9 protein-coding genes are annotated in these 17,060 nt (G+C 42.8%); 7 read left to right on the plus strand and 2 right to left on the minus strand.

The window, feature by feature from the left end; all coding sequences use genetic code 11:
• Positions 1-101: 101 nt before the first annotated feature.
• On the plus strand, positions 102-1,193 hold the full coding sequence (locus ACH6C1_RS03715; RefSeq protein ID WP_374074720.1) for a glycosyltransferase family 4 protein: 1,092 nt from the start codon (positions 102-104) through the stop codon (positions 1,191-1,193).
• A gap of 62 nt (positions 1,194-1,255) precedes the next feature.
• On the opposite strand, the gene ACH6C1_RS03720 is transcribed toward ACH6C1_RS03715, so the two are convergent.
• Complete coding sequence (locus ACH6C1_RS03720) at positions 1,256-2,335, minus strand: CDP-glycerol glycerophosphotransferase family protein (protein WP_374074722.1); 1,080 nt, start codon at positions 2,333-2,335, stop codon at positions 1,256-1,258.
• A 112-nt stretch (positions 2,336-2,447) separates the two neighbouring features.
• Complete coding sequence (tagD, locus tag ACH6C1_RS03725) at positions 2,448-2,846, minus strand: glycerol-3-phosphate cytidylyltransferase (protein WP_095220892.1); 399 nt, start codon at positions 2,844-2,846, stop codon at positions 2,448-2,450.
• Positions 2,847-3,231: 385 nt separating this feature from the next.
• Between tagD and ACH6C1_RS03730 the strand changes: the two genes are divergently transcribed.
• From ACH6C1_RS03730 to ACH6C1_RS03755, 6 genes are all read left to right on the plus strand, one after another.
• Positions 3,232-5,358: a CDP-glycerol glycerophosphotransferase family protein gene (locus ACH6C1_RS03730; RefSeq protein ID WP_374074724.1), complete on the plus strand. Its 2,127-nt coding sequence runs from the start codon at positions 3,232-3,234 to the stop codon at positions 5,356-5,358.
• 321 nt (positions 5,359-5,679) lie between these two features.
• The gene (locus tag ACH6C1_RS03735) at positions 5,680-8,856 is read left to right on the plus strand and encodes a GW dipeptide domain-containing protein (RefSeq protein ID WP_374074726.1); all 3,177 of its coding nucleotides are present in this window, start codon (positions 5,680-5,682) and stop codon (positions 8,854-8,856) included.
• Positions 8,857-9,064: 208 nt separating this feature from the next.
• Positions 9,065-12,007, plus strand: a complete 2,943-nt coding sequence (locus ACH6C1_RS03740; protein ID WP_374074727.1) for a peptidoglycan recognition protein family protein — start codon at positions 9,065-9,067, stop codon at positions 12,005-12,007.
• Positions 12,008-12,118: 111 nt separating this feature from the next.
• Entirely contained in the window at positions 12,119-13,732 is a 1,614-nt protein-coding gene (locus ACH6C1_RS03745; RefSeq protein ID WP_095220888.1) for a glycosyltransferase family 2 protein, read from the plus strand.
• A gap of 76 nt (positions 13,733-13,808) precedes the next feature.
• On the plus strand, positions 13,809-15,344 hold the full coding sequence (locus tag ACH6C1_RS03750) for a glycosyltransferase (protein ID WP_374074730.1): 1,536 nt from the start codon (positions 13,809-13,811) through the stop codon (positions 15,342-15,344).
• A gap of 72 nt (positions 15,345-15,416) precedes the next feature.
• Positions 15,417-16,967, plus strand: coding sequence for a glycosyltransferase (locus ACH6C1_RS03755; protein WP_366247748.1), 1,551 nt, complete (start codon positions 15,417-15,419; stop codon positions 16,965-16,967).
• Positions 16,968-17,060: the final 93 nt, after the last annotated feature.

The raw sequence follows: 17,060 nt of genomic DNA on the forward strand, positions 1-17,060 counted from the left end.
TACAGAACCTACGCAGAATACTGTCGAAATCTAGTAATTTATGATACTTGGATTATAAAAGCATTTTTGGAACGATTTGCAAGCTATTTAGGAGGATACAAATGGTACACATAACGCCTTTAATCGTAGCGTTGGCAGCGTGTTTCATCCTTTCAATTGCGCTGACGCCTATGGTGAAAAAGCTGGCATTCGCAATCGGAGCAACGGATAAACCAAACGCTAGAAAAGTACACCAGAAAATCATGCCGCGACTAGGCGGATTGGCCATTTACATCAGTTTCATCATCGGTTATTTGGTTTTCATGCCACATGATTCGAATACAGCACCAATCCTGATTGGTGCAACAATGATTACTTTAATCGGAGTGCTGGACGATAAGTTCATGCTATCCGCAAGGGTGAAGTTAGTCGGACAGATTGCAGCCGCGACTGTAACAGTCATGGGCGGCATAAGGATTGATTTTGTAACGTTGCCATTCGTTGAGCGTATCGAATTCGGTGTTTGGGCAATTCCCATCACGATTCTGTGGATTGTCGGTATAACGAACGCCATCAACTTGATTGATGGATTGGATGGATTGGCAGCAGGAGTTTCAGCTATCGCGCTGTTCACGATTGCCATGATCGCCATCAGCATGGGTAACCCAATCTCTGCAATGATGGGCGTCCTGCTTTTAGGCAGCACACTTGGCTTCCTAGTGTTCAACTTCCACCCGGCTAAGATATTCATGGGGGATACGGGAGCATTATTCCTCGGTTATATGATTGCTGTTCTATCCGTAAGCGGTTTGTTCAAGAACGTTGCATTGTTCTCCTTGATCGTGCCAATCATCATTCTTGGTGTTCCGATCCTGGATACAACATTTGCTATCATCCGCCGGATTGTACAGAAGAAGCCTTTATCAGCACCGGATAAGCTGCATTTGCATCACTGTCTCTTGAATCTAGGATTCTCGCATCGCCAGACTGTTATTGTTATCTATGCGATCAGCGGAATCTTCAGCATTACAGGTGTCCTTTACACGGAAGCAACCATGTGGGGCTCGACCATCCTGATTATTGCCTTGGCAATACTGATTGAATTGATTGTTGAGATTACGGGACTGATTAGCGACCGCTATCGCCCATTACTCAATATGGTAGGTTTCCCGAAAGTGACAGAAGAAGAACGGCGCAAACAGCATCAGCAATAAAGGAAAACCCCTTCTCCAATGGAGAAGGGGTTTTTTTTATACAAAAAAACACGCTGAAATTATCAGCGTGTCGTCTGAGTGGATGGATTGGCTGTGGCAGCAACGGCCGGGTTGGATGTATACATCGCTTGTACCAGCTGCTCACTCGCATGTCCGTTTGAGTATTGGTTCCACTGTTTAGAGAAAGCCTGTACCTTCTCCAGTTGGAAATCACCCTTTTTGATCAACTTAATGATTGATTTTGTATCTCTGACCATTGGTCCTGGTAATGATTCAAGATATTCGTCTGACACACCGCGTTTTTTCTGGTAATCCTCCAGATCATACGTAAAGAAGATAATCGGGCGGTTCAGCAGCGAATATTCAAATGGTATGGAAGAATAATCGGTAATCAAGATATCCGTCACTAGTAAAAGTGGATTGATATTTTTATAGTGTGTGACATCGATTACGAAATTCGGGTAGTAGTTTGCCAGATCCCATGTAACAGCAGGATGAAGGCGAAGGAACAATACATATTCCTGACCCAGCTCCCGATACAAGCGTTCGATATCAAGTTCTATTTTAGGCTTGGCCAGCTCATCATCACGATAAGTCGGAGCATACAGGATAACCTTACGCTTCTTGATAATTGGATATTGCTCGGTGATTTCTCTTTCGTATTGATCGATTTGACTATCGTCGAAGAAGAAATCCGTTCGCGGCATACCAGTCCGCAATATATTCGCATTCGACAGACCGAAGCTCTCCTGGAAGATGGACGCCATCTTTTCCGAACCGACCGTAACATATGTGAAACGGCTATAAACCTGTTTGAATCTTTCCTGTGCCTTTGGACTTCTAGTCTGGACAGAAGGGTCCATCAAGCCGAACTTCTTCATCGCACCTGCTGCGTGCCAAAGCTGAATGCATGTGACATTTGGTTTGAAATCCGTTACGGCAAGAAATCCGAAGTAATTATCTACCATCACGACGCGCGAAGTGGCCAGATGATAGATACCTTTTACAAAAGCGCTGATATTCGTCATGGCAAATGGTACAATCTCCGCATCCAGATCAGTGAATTCTTCCCTGCAGGAAGATGTTTTTAATATGACTATTTCTCCCGCGTTCCACTTTTCAAGCGATTTAGCCGTATACAAAACATTATCCCCAAAAGAGGAAACCAAGGTGGTTTTGTTCTTTTGGGGAAATAGCTTGAAACATATAAATAGCATTTTGAAGAACGCTAGATAGAGAGAAATAGCAAGTTCTCTAACCATTATTGACTTCTAAAAGATCATCTTTGATCTTAGAAGTGGAGATACCAACTGTACGTGGAAGATATACGACTTCACAATGTTCTTTCAAGAAGTCGAATTTGCCTTCCCAGTCGCTGCCCATGACGAATACATCAATATTATGGTCCACTACATCGTGGACTTTTTGATCCCAGCTTTCTTCCGCGATAACTTCATCCACATAACGAATCGCTTCAAGGATCATTTTGCGGTTTTCAAAGCTGTGGTAAGACTTTTTGTCTTTCAGCTTGTTGAATTCATCAGAAGAGATTGCCACTACTAGATAATCGCCCATTTCTTTCGCGCGGCGAAGCAAGTTTACATGGCCCCAGTGCAACAAATCAAATGTACCGTACGTAATTACTTTCTTCATTGTTGTGCCTCATTTCCTTTATTAGTTTTGGTTTTCATATATAAAAGTTGTCTGCATCATCATTGTCACAGTGTAAGTATAGATCATAACATTTACACCTGATTAACATTATATTTACATTTTAATTAAATTTCAAGTCTGCTATGATAATAGAATGCAAATATATGCGCGAATTGTCGAATCTGCATACATATTTACCTAATTTTCCTACAATTGGTTAAGAAAATGTATAAATGACTAGGTATGAAACATGCTAAGGAAGAGCAAAAAAACCAAATCAAATACGAAGTATATGTAAAGAACTTTACAAAAGCATTGTTGAATTACCTACATATGAAATTTATAATAAGGAATGGATTTGCTAGTCGAGAGGAGAAAGTACTGCATGGAAAACATCAGCCTTCGAAATAGGAGAGCCATATCGGTTCGTATTGAAGCGGGAATTTTCTATATGGAGATTCCGATAAAAGCCTCCTACATCGCTGATTATGAAACATATCGGTTCTTATTGATGAATCGTTATACAAATGAGGACATTTACCTTACTTTTAATGAAGACCACAGTGTAGATGAATATACGATTTGTAAAGTAACGCTGGACCCGTCGGAGCATACACAGATGCTTCAGGATGGAGTTATGTGGGATCTGTATGTTGAACGGGAAAATGAAGGAGAAACGAAGCGGGCTCGGATTTCTAATCCGCCGGAGCACCTGCAATATAATTCCTATTTCATACCAGGAACGGACAAGGTTTTCTACCCGTATCGCACCGGAAAAGGAAACATCTCTTTCCGAGTAAACGATTATGTTTTCTTTGCCAATTTGGAAGAAGTCCATTTAAAGAAGACGGGAGTCATGCATTTTTCCGGTTCAATTAACTATGCTCCTCTATACCAAAGCGATGCTTACAAATTGGAAGAACTGAAACTCGTGGTGACAAACAACTTGAATGAAGAGGAAGAGCTCACTTTCCCGCTTCAGTTTAAGGAACGCGAGGATTTAGCAGATAAATATGAAGGAAATGAGCTGCTCCGGCACTCTGGATTCGAGGGACTATTCGATATAACACCTCATATTGATTTGTCAGATAAGAAGTTTCTGAAATTTTATGTAGAGCTGACTTATTCACATAATGGTGTGCGCCAGACCATCCGCAGTATCCGCATGCGCCATCTGAAAAAAGATTCAACCTTGCCAGCGGCTGCGAAAACGACTATCAATGGTAAGAAATATAAAATGACCGTGAGATTAACGAAGAAGTCGAAATATCTTTCTGTTCAAACTTCTGAGTATTTCTTTATCCGGGAAAGTATCTCGCGAGCGAGACGCAAGTGGGTCAATATCCGCAGAGGCAGATTCCTTAAGAACAGTTACCAGCAGGTGTTCAAGCTTTTCGGAGCTATCTTGCCTGTTGATAAAAAACTTATGGTTTTCGAAAGTTTCCTTGGCAAACAATACAGTGACAATCCAAGAGCGATTTATGAGTACATGCTGGAACACCATCCGGAGTACAAAATGTATTGGAGCTCGGACCGACGTGCAGTTCCTTACTTTGAAACAAAGGACGTTCCTTATGTGCGCAGGTTCTCCATCCGCTGGTTGTTCCTTATGACAAGGGCAAGGTATTGGGTCTCCAACAGCCGTCTGCCGCTATGGATTCCAAAACCAAATCATACGATTTATTTGCAAACCTGGCATGGTACACCGCTGAAGCGACTTGCTGCAGATATGGACGAGGTGCATATGCCTGGTACGAATACCGAGGCGTATAAACGCAATTTCTTATTCGAAGCTTCCAAATGGGATTATCTTGTTTCGCCAAATGCGTACTCCAGTGAAATCTTCGCGAGGGCGTTCGGATTTGAGAAGGATATGCTTGAAACAGGATACCCGCGGAACGACTTCCTTTATACACATAATAAGCCGGAGAATATAGAAGCACTTAAAAAAAGCTGCGGGCTTTCTGAGGATAAGAAAATTATCCTGTATGCACCAACCTGGCGGGATAATCAGTTTTATCAGAAAGGAAAATATAAGTTTGATTTAGAGCTGGATCTGGAACGTATGCGTCAGGAACTGGGAGACGAATATGTCGTTGTATTGCGTCTGCATTATCTTGTTGCTGAAAATTTGGATCTTTCCAGCTATGAAGGATTTGCTTATGACTTTTCCAAGCATGAAGATATCCGTGAACTTTACTTGATGGCTGATATGCTGATTACGGATTATTCTTCCGTATTCTTTGACTATGCCAACCTGCGTCGTCCTATGATGTTCTTCGTGTATGATTTGGATGACTATCGGGATAATCTTCGCGGATTCTACTTTGATTTTGAAGCAACTGCTCCTGGACCTTTATTGAAACAAACAGAGCAAATCATCCAGGAAGTAAAACGTATTGACAGGGAAGGCTATCAGCCGGATGAACGATTTGAAGCATTCTACAACCGTTTCTGTTATCTAGAGGATGGGAAAGCTTCGGAACGCGTAGTAAAACAAGTTATTAAATAATGTGAACCACCGTCACTAGCTGACGGTGGTTTTTATTAATTAATTTTGATTTATAAAAGCGGGAAAAGTCTTTTTCAATATAATGGAAAAAATTGAATCTATAGAACTATTTTAATTGTAAACTAAATGAAAATCAGATATTAGATTGTAAAGCTTTGTTTGATTTTGTAGAATTATAGATAAATAGGTAAATAGTTGCCTACTACATACCATTGTTGCCTATTCCTAGTAAAAACGAAGGAGTGGTCGATGCGTTTTTCGATACACAATAACGATGCCATGGCGTCTGCACATTGAAAACTGAATATTTTGGAGGGTGAAATGAAGAAATTTGCATATGTTTTAATCTTTCTGCTTTTGTTTAGCTTAGTGTCTCCGGCCAACTATGTGTCTGCGGAAGAAACGATAAAGTCTGATCGGCAGCCAGAATCTGTCCAGCAAGTAGATGAGACACAGACAGAGCAGTCAGAAACTGTTGCTCCAGAAAATCAACCTGGCACTGTCGATGAGACTGATGAAACAGAAACAGCCCCTGTTGAAGAAACGCAAGAAAACGAGGGTGAAGTTTCAACAGGTGAAGAAAACGACAGCGAAAATCAGCAGATTGAGGACGAAGCTGTGAATCAGGAAGAAGAAACTGATGCTCCGGCAGTAGAGGAAGATTCCGAAACTGATACCGAAAAGGCTGATGATTCTGAAAAGCAGACGATGCGTGCTGCAGCAGCTGCTCCCGTGGAAACTTCAATTGACCTAATGGGTCATTTGCGTTCCAATGCAGTCATCTATCCTGATCTTAACGATATGGATACTTTCAAAGGAGCTGTCGCTGGCGGCTATACCGACGCTGTTTACTACATCAAGAAACAAGCGAAATGGAATAATGAAACATATTATCTTATTAGTAAACAGGCAAGCAGTACGTCTGGTGTTGTCGGCTGGGTGAAGTCTACTGAAATGACTACACATGAGCATTCGGTAGTGAACAGCAATCAGCAGACATTTATCATCAGCGGATCTGGGAATGCCTACAGCAAGCCTTGGGGAGGATCTAAGGATTTAGTCTATAGCCTTAGCCAATACAAAGGCCAGCAGTTCAAAGTGAGCGCTGAAGAAAAAATCGGTGCCAACACTTGGTACAAAGGAACCCTAGCTGGTAAGACTGTCTATATCCATTCTGCATACGTGGAAGCATATGAGCCAGTTAAAATCGAAGAGGAACAGAAAACTAGTCTGCTTGGTCATCTGAAGAGCAGTGCGGTTATTTATCCAGATATCAATGATCCGTCTTCTGCAATCAATGCAGTAGCCGGCGGATACACAAGCGCCGTTTACTATATCAAAAAGCAGGCGAAGATAAACGGAGAACTGCATTATTTGATCAGCAAAGAACCAAGTGCAACTAACGGTGTTGTTGGCTGGGTGAAAGCATCCCAGTTGTCTACGCATACTCATACGACAATCGATAAAAACAAGAAGACCTTCACTGTTAAAGGATCTGGCCAAGCTTTTGCGAAGGCATGGGGTGGATCGAAGGATCTTGTCTACAACCTGAGCGATCTAGAAGGCAAAACCTTCTATGTAAACTTGACTGAGACTGTCGGCAGCAATACATGGTATCGCGGAATGCTGGATGGTAAGCAAGTGTTTATCCATTCTGCTTATCTATCAGCATACGAGCCTGAAATCACTGAGCAGCGTGTAAGTAAGCTTGGTCATCTGCATGCCGATGCAGTGATTTATCCTGATTTGAAAAACCCGGCTTCTACTCTTTCAGCTGTAGATGGCGGATACACAGATGCTGTCTATTACATTAAAAAAGAAGCAACTGTTGCGGGTGAGCTTTACTACTTAATCAGCAAGGAACCTAGCGCAACTAACGGAGTTGTTGGCTGGGTGAAAGCATCCCAATTGTCTACGCATGATCACACAACGATCAGCAAAGAGAAGAAGGGCTTCCTTGTGAAAGGAACTGGCCAGGCCTTTGCCAAAGCTTGGGGCGGATCCAAGGATCTAGTTTATAATCTATCAGACTATAAGAATGAAGTTTTCAGTGTTGATCTGACTGAGACAGTCGGGAATAATACGTGGTACCGCGGAATGCTTGGTGGTAAAAAAGTATTCATTCACAGTGCTTACGTCCAGGAAGTAAGTGAAACGAAGATCAGCCGTCTTGGCCATTTGAATGGTAGTGCAACAGTGTACGATAACTGGTCTGATACATCAGGAAGAAATGCTTCTGATGCAGGCCTGACGGATGCTGTCTACTATATCAAGGCACAAGTTGAAGTGAATGGCACAACGTATTATAAGATCAGCAAAGAACCAAGCAGTACAACTGGTGTTGTCGGCTGGGTGAAATCAACTGAGATGTCGTCACATGAACATACGACTATCGACAAAACTGCAAAAACATTCTACTCGAATGGAAAAGGCAGTTCCTACGCTAAAGCGTGGGGTGGATCGAAGGACTTAGTCGCAAGCGATATGTCCAAATATGAAGGTTCTCCATTCAAAGTCAATCTGACAGAAAAAGTCGGAAACAATATTTGGTACCGTGGTGTACTGGATGGGAAAACGATGTGGCTGCATGAAGCATTTGTGGTTGAAAGCTACGATAAACAAACACAATACGATTTGACACTGGAAGAAGCAGTAGCTATTCAGAGTACCGCATCTGCACAGACAGACAGCGAGTACAAGACATATGTATCTGCTGAATACATCAACAGCAATAACCAAGTTACGGCAGACCTGCTGAATGTACGCGGCGGTCCTAGTACTAGCTACTGGGTAGTCGGAACATTGAGCAAAGGAGCAAAAGTCACTGTTCTTGGTCAATCAGGCAGCTGGCTGCAAATCGAGTTCACGAATTCACGTCAGTGGGTGAATGCAAGTCCGGAGGATATCGAGTACTATCTTGATCCAAATAACTTCATCAATGATGAGCGACAGCGTTTCCAATTCCTGGATCTGACGAGAGCCAGTGATGCAGACGCAGCGACATTGAATAAATACCTTAATGGAAAAGGAACACTTTCCGGACAAGGACAAGCATTCATTGATGCAGCTAAGCTTTATGGAATCAATGATGTTTATTTGGTTTCACATGCTACACTTGAGACAGGTAATGGTTCGTCCACACTTGCCCAAGGAGTAATGTATAACGGCACGAAGGTCTATAACATGTATGGCATCGGAGCTTATGACTCCTGTCCAATAGATTGCGGGGCAAAACGTGCTTATGAAGAAGGCTGGACTTCTCCATATCTTGCGATAGTCGGGGGAGCACAGTATATAGGATCAGGCTACATCAATTCAGGTCAAAATACATTGTATAAGATGAGATGGAACCCTGAGGCGATGGCAGCAACCGGTACATTCGGCAAGCAGTACGCTACCGATATCGGCTGGGCATCCAAGCAAGTCTCAACAATGTACAACTTATATCAAAATATGGGTATTTATACCTTGTATCTTGATATACCAAACTATCGTTAAATCAGAAAAGCACATTATCCGATACGGATAATGTGCTTTTTTTGTAAATTAGTATTTCAGATTGTAAATTTTTTGTCGATATATTAGGTAGGAAAGGTTTTAGCAATTATTTTACATCATATACTTCCTAATCCAATCAGGCCGAGAAGGAGGCGAATTTTGAAACGGCAGCTATGACCATTTTCTAATAAGAGGACAGAGGGTAAAAATGAAAAAAGTTATTAGCTTGATAGTCGTTTTGATGGTATGTTTCAGTATCATGCCAGTGGGAGTTTTTGCAGAAGAGCATGATGTTCAGAATAAAGAGGATGACATTAGTGATTCCAATACTAATGCTGCACCTCAGGAAATAGACACAGAAGATTCAGCGATAGCAAAAGAGACCGAAAAGGAACCTGCTGCGTCGTCTGCTCAGATAGATAAAGAATCGATTGGCAAGGAAGAAACTGATCTGCCAGCAGCAGAAGAACAGGCAGAGCAGTCAGAATTACAAACAGATACGCCAGATACAGAACAAGACAGCACGAAGCAGGAATCTGTAGTCAAAGAGCAAAAGGAAGAAGAGCCGCGATACAACGAACTCGGTATTAAAGAGGGTACGATGGTTTATGGAATTGATATCAGTAAGCTATCTGCTGAAGAGCTTCAATACATTCCGCTAGAGTGGCGTGATGGAGTGGATGAATCTGAGGTTCAATCCTCTTCAGAACCTCGCTTATCTATTCGAGCTAGTTATCCGGATGTTAACGATTGGATTAAAAAAAATACGCCATCTACGTCTTCCATTAAATATGAGTATAAAAGCCAGTTTCCCAAATTCAATTACCGATACGGGAGAGGTGCTGTAGAAGGTGTCGTAGCACATGAAACAGCAAATCCAAATTCTACAATCCGCGGTGAGATAAACTACATGACAGAAAATTACAATAATGCATTTGTTCATGCATTTGTCGATCATGGCAATATCATCGAAATCCATCCGACTGATTATGCCGCATGGGGCGGGGGATATTACGCGAACCAACGTTTTGTTCATGTGGAATTGGTCCGGGAGGATAACTTCGAGGACTTTGCAAAATCTATTAATAACTATGCGGATTATATTGCTTATGTGCTGGCAAAATATAATCTTGGTGTAACAAGTGCAGAAGCAAATGGACGGGGAACGTTGTGGTCGCATAAAGCTGTAAGCAATTTCCTGGGTGGTACGACACATGTAGACCCGCATGGCTACTTTGCACAATACGGCTACAACTGGAGCGAATTTGTAACACTTGTTACGGAGAAGTATAACCAGAAAGCGATTAAGTACAGCAACACTAGCAAACTAGGACATATCCGGACTACGAGTGCGAGAATCTATCCGAATCTATCGAACTTGTCCAGCAGTACACAAGCAGGATCAACTAAAACAGACCAAGTCTATTACATCAAAAAGCAAGCCAACGTCAGCGGAACCACTTACTATTTATTAAGCACTCAGCCAAGTGCCTCTTCCGGGACAATAGGGTGGATGAAAGCAAGCGATGTGAAAGTATATGATCATAAAACGGTTAATCATGATCAGTATATGTACACAGTTGCGGGAGTCGGTAAAGCCTATAATAAAGCCTGGGGCGGTTCCAAGAACCAAGTGTATGACTTAGCGTCAATGAAGGGCAAGGTTTTCACCTCAAACCTTACGGAAACAGTCGGGAGCAATACTTGGATACGCGGTACCCTCAATGGTAAGGAAGTGTGGGTGCACTCCAGCTTTGTCACTGATAAGAGAAAAGAAAGCAATACAAGCAAGCTGGGACATCTGCGCAGTGGAGCTAAAATCTATTCAGAAGCTAAAAATACAGCTAAATACAGAAATGCTGCAAGCAATGAATATAATCAGGTCTATTACATCAAGAAGCAGATTGAAAGAGATGGACAGCTATTCTACCTTATCAGCTATGCAGCAAGCAGGACAGAAGAAGTAGTAGGCTGGGTAAAAGCGGAACAGCTGCAGACACATGACCATAAGGGCGTCAATAAGACTGCTCAGACGCTTTACCTGACTGGATCTGGAAAGTCTTATAATAAAGCCTGGGGCGGAAGCAGGAATCTTGTGAGCAGCAGTCTATCTGCATCAAGAGGTAAGGCCTTTTATGTAAATCTGACAGAGAAAGTCGGCAATAATATCTGGTATCGCGGAACACTTGACGGAAAACAAATGTGGCTCCACAGTGCTTATGTGTCGACTAAGAAAGAAAGTACGACCAGCAGACTGGGACAATTAAACGCTGATGCAGTCATTCAGACTGCACCCGGCGTCCCATCAGGTGCCAAAAAAGCAACCGATGGCTATACAGATGAGGTATTTTATATTAAAAAACAAGCGGTCTTCGATAAGAAGACCTATTACCTTATCAGCTACAATCCAAGCAGCACAAGCGGTACTGTCGGCTGGGTGGAAGCAGGTAAGATGAAGACATATTCCCACACAGGAGTCAGTAAAACTGCTCAAACACTTTATATAACAGGTTCAGGAAAATCGTACAATAAAGCGTGGGGCGGCAGTAAGAATCTTGTCAGCGGTAATCTGTCTGCATCAAGCGGTAAGGCCTTTTATGTGAATCTGACAGAGAAAGTCGGCAATAATACCTGGTATCGCGGGACACTTGACGGAAAGCAGATGTGGCTGCACAGTGCTTATTTGTCTACAAAAGAAGAGAGCAAGACAAGCAGGCTTGGTCATGTGAGGGCAGAAGCCCTCATTCTGACTTCCCCTGGTATAACAACAGGTGCCAAAAAGGCAGCGAATGGCTATACAAATCAGGTATATTACATAAAGAAACAACTTGTTTTTGATAAGAAAACATATTATCTGATCAGCAGGGAGCCGAGCAGCACAAGCGGGACCATTGGCTGGGTGGAAGCAGCACAGATAAAGACGTATTCACACGTTACAGTTGATAAGACACGTAAAACCTTGCATGTCTTAGGAACAGGCAGTGCTTATGCCAAAGCATGGGGCGGCTCGAAAGACCTTGTCTATGATCTCTCGAGTTATGCAGGTAAAGAGTTTCAGGTCAATTTAACGGAGAAAGTCGGAAATAATACTTGGTATCGAGGTATGTTGGCAGGGAAAGAAGTATGGATTCATTCAGCATACTTAAAATAAAAAAAATCACACCACGCGAGAACGTACGTGGTGTGATTTTTTGTTACATATTGTAGGAATTAGTTGTAAAATGAAATTAGTGTAAAATGAATGTAAATATCGGAGGATAAGATGAAGTTGAAGTATACAATTGCAATTCCAGTTTATAATGACGAAAATACAATCAGGCAGTGTCTGGACAGTATCATCAATCAGACCATTGATAAAGACAAACTGGAGATTATCTGTGTAAATGATGGGTCTACCGACCAAAGTCCAGCAATCTTGGAAGAGTACAGCAATACATACAGTTTTGTACGTATTGTCCACCAGGAAAACAGCGGTTCACCGAGCGGTCCGCGAAATAAGGCGATCGAGCTTGCGACAGGTGATTTCATCTTCTTCGTAGACGGAGATGATTATCTTGGAGAAGAAGCATTAGAGCGGATGGAGGAGAAAATCCTTCAATACGACAGTGACATCGTTGTCGGGAGATATGTCGGTATCAATAGAGGTGTTCCCCAAGCCATTTTCAAGCGGAACCCAGATAATTTCAGCTTCTATGGCTCTAACGCCATGTACACAGTCAGCGTACAGAAGCTGTTCCGAGTAAGCTTGCTTCGTGAGCATAATATCCGGTTCCCGGAACATTACTCGCTTGGTGAGGATCAGCCATTCGTCATCCAAGCTTATGCTTACTCTAATTCTATATCTATCGTAAAAGATTACCCGTGCTATTATCTCACGAATAATCTCACTGTAGGCAGAGAGCAGCTTACAAAAAAACCGATTACTGGCCGTCTTTATATGCATCAGTTTGAAGAGACGCTTGCTGCTGTTGCTGGTTTGCAGCTTCCTAAAGAGAAAAAGCTGCTCACCTATTATCAATATTTAACGCGAGTACTGAATATTGAACTCCGCACGACGATCACACGCTCCTTCCAGATGGAGGATAAGCTATTCATCTTCAATTCCTTGAAAGAATTGATCAAGCAGCATAATTTCCTGGAGATTTATGCGAATTTCAATACCAGGGAAAAGCTGCTGCTTCGAATCATTGAGCAAGGTGAGCTCGATGATCTTATCAACTTCTGGTATGCAGAGCGTCATCCAGGTAATATGCAAGTATTCCATGGTCTCATCTATCCGAAGGCAGAAAAAGCTTATGAATTGGCTAAGGCTGAATCTTTATCCTTCCACCGCTCGAATAAGCTTACGGCAGCTGTAACACGTGTGGAGAAAAAAGCAGAAGGCTTGTTACTAGAAGGGTATAGCTATCATTCTTTGGTTGACGCCTCTGAGGAACAGCTTTATTTGAAGCTTAGCGACAGGGATAGTGACCGCGTAACCTCTCTTGCTGTTCAAAAAGGTGCCTATCATATAGACAATCCAGTTCCTGTGAATCCTGAAGTGATGCAAGAGCAGATGCTATCGGCATTCCATGTTGTCATCCCGGCATCCATAATCGAAAGGATCGAAGCGGAGAAGGACATTGTAGATTTGCATCTTGTCAGCAGAATCGAGAATTATACAGCTATCGCGCGAATCTTAGGTGAGATGCCTCGTCATGCGACAACTAAGCTTACTTCTTCCAAGAAAAAGAATCATTTGCTTAATGTCACAACCTACAATACAAAGCACGGAAACCTATCCTTTAAACTGCAGGATACGACGAAAAAGAAACCAAAACAGCTTAGCAAAAAACAGCGTATCGCCAACAAAATCAAGCGGATGCTAAGAGCATGATAAGGTTATCGTTTTAAATAACTGTTAAGTTATGCTATCTTAAATGAACAATAATTCCGCTTAGGAGGACACAGCAATGAAAACACCAATCTTCGTGTTTAACTCATTGAATGTTAAACGCGGTGGTTTAACAAAAGCGGTATTAAAACGTGCCAACCTCTTGGTCGATCATTGTCCGGAGGTTGTCTTCTTTACACTTGCTTATCAACAGGATCATAAGAATATTATTGAAAAACTATACGAATCCGGACAGATGGACAGGCGTATCAAGGTGAGGAATTTCTACGCCGATCTGCTTGATATGGAGCATGTTACAGAACCGGTGCAAACGGCCGTGGAGCTTCCAGGCTACAGCCATATTGTCGATAAGAGAAGTAAATTGCCAGCTTATCGTTACTATAACAATGGATTTTATGAACAATACCGCCGATTTGAACAGGATGGTTCGCTGAAACTGATTGATTATATGGACGAGAGCCGAACAAGGCAGCGCCGAGAAGAATATTTGCGTAATAGTCGTCTAGTCAGGGCAAGTCACATGGATATCTCTAATAATAAGGCGAAGCTGCATAGGTATTTTCATGCAGACGGTTCTTGCAGGATTGCTGTTTGGCTGGATGAACCAAATACAGAAGGCCGCACTATTCGGTTCGATCTGAACAAGGAATATGCAAAGATCGAGCATGCTTATGCGGATTGGATTGAAGAGGCGGTCAAGATCTATGATTCACCAGTTCTTCTATCCGATTCCAGAAAAACAGATGAAACGGTGCTTCGAGTAAAAGGTGATTACGAGAAAATAGGCGTCGCGCATAGTTCTCATATCGCTGCACCATATAAAGATGATTCTGAAACGAAAATCACATGGCATACCTTCTTTGATGGAATCAATGATTATGACAAGGTCATCGTTCTGACAGAACATCAGAAGCAGGATATTATTTCCAGATACCAAGTTGATTCACAAAAGCTGCATGTTATTCCGCATGCTGCGCCACCAACGGCCCCTGCTGCTGCAGGAAGCGTCGATCAGCATCTTGCGGTTTCCTTGTCGAGATATTCGGAAGAGAAAGCTGTGGATGAGGGCATTCGTGCATTCCGGCATGTCGTAGACAAGCTGCCAGATGCACGCTATCATATTTACGGCTTCGGACCATTGGAATCGCAGCTGCAGAAACTGATCAAGGAGCTTGGGCTGCAGGATAATGTGAAGCTGATGGGCTTTACCACTGATCCGGCAGCAGCTTATCAATCAGCAGCATGCTCCATCCTTACATCAAAATACGAAGGTTTTGGAATGGTGCTGACAGAAAGTATGGCCGCAGGTACACCGGCAATCACCTATGATATGAAATACGGCCCAAGGGAAATCATCCGGGATGGAGTGGATGGCTTCATTGTGGAAGCCGGCAATCAGAAACTGCTCGCTGATCGGATACTATCCGTCATGGAGGATAGTGAACTGCGGAGAGAGATGGCTGAAAAGGCTATTGATATATCCGGACGTTTCAGCGAAGACAATTATAATCAGTCTTGGATAGAAGTGTTCAGCTCACAATCAGGACAAGGGAATAAGAAGAAAAAATCATTATTCGGTTTTATGAAAAAGTAATACCCTTAGATAAGGTAAATGACTGTTTGGTACTGTGTTTTTAGCGAAATTGCATACCAGTAGGAGGATAAAATGATGAAGACCCCAATATTCGTGTTCAATTCACTGAATGTGGAGCGAGGCGGCCTGACGAAAGCAGTAATGAAGCGGGCGAATATTCTCGCAGACCATTACGGGAAAGTTGTTTTCTTCACACTGGCTTTTCAGCAGGACCACAAGAACATCATCGAAAAATTGTATAAGTCAGGCCAGCTGGATAGAAGAGTCGAAGTGAGAAATTATTTCACGGATCTTCTTCATATCAGCAAGGTGGATAAACCTAAAGAAGCATCTGCCGAAGTTGAGGGATTGCACGCTATCCAGGATAAAAAGAGCAAGCAGCCTGCTTTTCGCTATTATAAGGATGGCGTTTATAAAGAATATCGTCGCTTCAATGGGGACGGCTCGCTGAAGCTCATCGATTATATGGATGACAGCCGTACACGTCTCAGCAGAGCAGAATACCTGCGGGATGGTCGTCTTGTGAGAACAAGCCACATGGATCACTTTACGAATAAGCCGAAACTGCACCGCTATCTTTTGGAAGACGGCACATGCCGTATTACGGTATGGGTCAATCCATCGGGCAGTGAAGGCAGGACCATCCTCTTCGGTGAAGAAGATGTCGAATACGATTCTATCAACCATGCGTATGCTGCTTGGATTGATACAGCAGTACTAGATTATGAAGCGCCTGTGCTCATGTCTGATTCAAGAAAGACAGATGAAACTGTCCTGCTCGTAAAAGCAGATGTGGAAAAAGTTGCAGTTGCGCACAATAATCACTTCGAATCACCTTATGATGATAGCGCGAAAACGAAGAAATCCTGGAATCATTTCGTGGAAGGTATCAATAGCTTTGACCATGTCGTCTTCCTGACGCATGAACAGGAAAAGGATATTACTTCCCGCTATCAGGTAACGACGAAGCTGCATGTCATTCCGCACGCAGCACCGGACACGCCAGCTGCACAGCAAGCCTATCAGCCGAAGGTAGCTGTCACACTGGCTCGCTTTGAGGGACAAAAGCGCCTGGATGAAGGAATTGCAGCCTTTAAACACGTGGTGGACAAGATCCCGGATGCAGAGTACCATATTTACGGATTTGGACCGCTTGAGGATGAGCTGAAGGCTCAAATCAAACGTCTTGGACTGGAGAAGAACGTGAAGCTGTTAGGCTTCTCCTCTGATCCGACAGCATCCTACCAGTCAGCAGCTTGTACAATCTTAACTTCCGATTTCGAAGGCTTCGGCATGGTGCTTACAGAGACACTTGCAGCGGGAACGCCAGCGGTCGCCTATGATATCAAGTATGGACCAAAAGATATTGTCAGGGATGATATCGATGGCTATCTTGTGAAAAAAGGCGATCAGAAGGCACTGGCTGATAAAGTAGTCGCTATCATGAATGACAAAAATCTTCGTGACAGACTATCAGAGCGTGCAACAGAAGTGATTGAGAGATTCAGTGAAGAGAGCTACAAAAAGGATTGGGTAGAAATGTTCGGACAATCCTATACTCCATCAGAAAACGAGAAGCCGCAGGAGAAGAAAAGATCCTTCTTCGGATTTGGCCGTAAATAAGAAAACAGCCGGTATATTACCGGCTGTTTTCTATTTGTGTAAATTCTATGTGAATAATTGTAAAGTTATTGTTTTCGTGGCATAATGGGAAAG

This window comes from Terribacillus sp. JSM ZJ617 (assembly GCF_044383785.1).
Taxonomy (GTDB): Bacteria; Bacillota; Bacilli; order Bacillales; family Amphibacillaceae; genus Terribacillus.